The following is a 1,891-nucleotide window of genomic DNA, read 5'->3' as shown; positions in this document are numbered from 1 at the left end:
CAGACAAAAGCTTCCGTAGCGTCCGTCTTAGAAATCATCATCGACCTCCTTCACGCTTTGACGGACGCTCTTGGGCAGCAGGGCCAGTTTTTCGTCAAGGTGGTTATTGTGCATCTGGAGAGTGCGCTCGTCGTAATCGAAGAGGCGCACGCCCACGATGGATGCGACTTCAAAGACGATGCCGATTTCGGGGCCTGGTGCGCCTTTTTCGATACTGGATAGGGTCGTGCGGCTGATGCCGGCGCGGTCGGACAGTTCCTGCGCGGTCAGCCTGCGCTCGGTGCGGCCGACGCGGATGAGCTTGCCAAGCATGGCGAGCGCCTGCGTTACGCGGGAGTAGCTTCTTTGACGGGGCATAGCTATATCATTTCGTTCGTTTAAGTGGACGTGCTGTGACTTTGCGTCCAGAAATTTGTACATTTTGCCACAGTTCTTGAGATAGGTCTAGCTTCGTTCATTTAATTGGTCGCAAATGCGTTCTGCGTCCAAATTTCTGCACATATGACATGGGGACCGCTGGCGGTGAGCTGCAACAGGATCAAGTCCCTGCGAATGGAAGAACTGTCAAGGGAGAATGGCAGCCCCGTTAACCATTATTTTTGGTTGAAGATGCCGCCGGACTACTTGTTGCACGAGGTGTGCCGCTGTAGTTTTACCGCGTCCTGCTAGTTAGAAGAACAATGGATAGCTATCTCGAAATCGCGCAAAAGGTCCTGAGAGTTTCGCGCCGTCCCATGACGGCGAAGGGTATCCTTTCGGTGTGACCGCCAATGATAGTTTCAATCTGATCGACGTGCCGTGCTCCGGGTCGGGACTGGTAAGATTGATGATCTGAACAGCCCGTTCGCCTCGGTGGATGACATGTGGCGCCGGTCCAGTGTTCCGACCGAGGCGCTTGTTCAGCGGGCGGAGGCCGATGCTTTCTTGCCAGCGCTAAGGCTCGAACGGCGCGATGCGCTCTGGGCGATCAAGGCTTTGCGCGACGAGCCCTTGCCCTTGTTTGCCGCCGCGGCCGAACGCGAGGCAACGGCGATTGCGGAGCAGCGGGAGCCGGAGGTAGCGCTTCGGCAAATGACCGACGGCCATAACGTCATCGAAGACTACAGCCATACCGGGCTGAAGTTGAGTCGATCGCTTTCCTGCGCCAGGACCTTTCGGCACGCAACATTATCACCTGTGCAGAGGCAATGAATGCTCGCGATGGGCAGTGGGTTTACACGGCGGGCTTGGTGCTCGTGCGGCAGAAGCCCGGACCGGCCAAGGGCGTCATGTTTATCACCATCGAGGACGAGACAGGACCGGCCAACATCGTCCTATGGCCGACCCTGTTTGAGAAGCGCCGACGGGTGGTGCTGGGCTCCTCGGTGATGGCGATCAACGGCCGTATTCAGCGGGAAGGGGAGGTCGTGCATCTCGTGGCACAACAGCTGTTCGATCTCTCCGGTGACCTCGTCGGGCTGGCTGATCGGGATACGGAGTTCAAGCTGCCGTCCGGGCGAGGCGATGAGTTTGCGCATGGAGGCGGCGGGTCGGATTCACGCGACAGGCCGAAGCCGGTCGTCCCGCGGGACATGTTCATTCCGTTATGCCGAACTCGGCATAAAGGGATTTATCCCGAGCCCGATACTATGCCGAGCCCGTTCCCTAAAGCCCGAGATTTCCGGTAATCCAGGATTGAAAGCTCGGCATAATTCGAACGCGTTGGAAGACCGGGTTCGGGCCAAACCGGACTTCGAATATCATTTGACGGAGTTGACAACCGCGAAACGGCTTTCCTACGACAGAGCAAGTGCAAAACCTGCCTGGCATCCATTTGGAGCCGTGCATCCTTGAGCCATCGACCTGGCAGGTCGCATTCGAATGCTTCCTGATCGGATTATCAGGACTAATG

At 57.3% G+C, this 1,891-nt stretch carries 1 protein-coding gene and 1 pseudogene; one reads left to right on the top strand and one right to left on the bottom strand.

Translation table 11 applies throughout. The features are described 5' to 3' along the window. Positions 1-27 precede the first annotated feature (27 nt). Entirely contained in the window at positions 28-312 is a 285-nt protein-coding gene (locus tag V6R85_RS25970; protein WP_020811813.1) for a helix-turn-helix transcriptional regulator, read from the bottom strand. A 519-nt stretch (positions 313-831) separates the two neighbouring features. Here V6R85_RS25970 and V6R85_RS25965 point away from each other — a divergent pair. After that, positions 832-1,667, top strand: a pseudogene (locus V6R85_RS25965) (OB-fold nucleic acid binding domain-containing protein); the annotation flags it as partial. Positions 1,668-1,891: the final 224 nt, after the last annotated feature.

Origin of the sequence: Agrobacterium sp. CCNWLW32 (assembly GCF_037083425.1) — a bacterium.
In the GTDB taxonomy this organism is placed as follows: Bacteria; Pseudomonadota; Alphaproteobacteria; order Rhizobiales; family Rhizobiaceae; genus Agrobacterium; species Agrobacterium radiobacter.
This window is presented reverse-complemented; position numbering and strand designations above follow the sequence as displayed.

Excerpts from the sequence above, each read along its gene's own strand:
- V6R85_RS25970 (WP_020811813.1), bottom strand. The coding sequence starts at position 312 with ATGCTTGGCAAGCTCATCCGCGTCGGCCGCACCGAGCGCAGGCTGACC.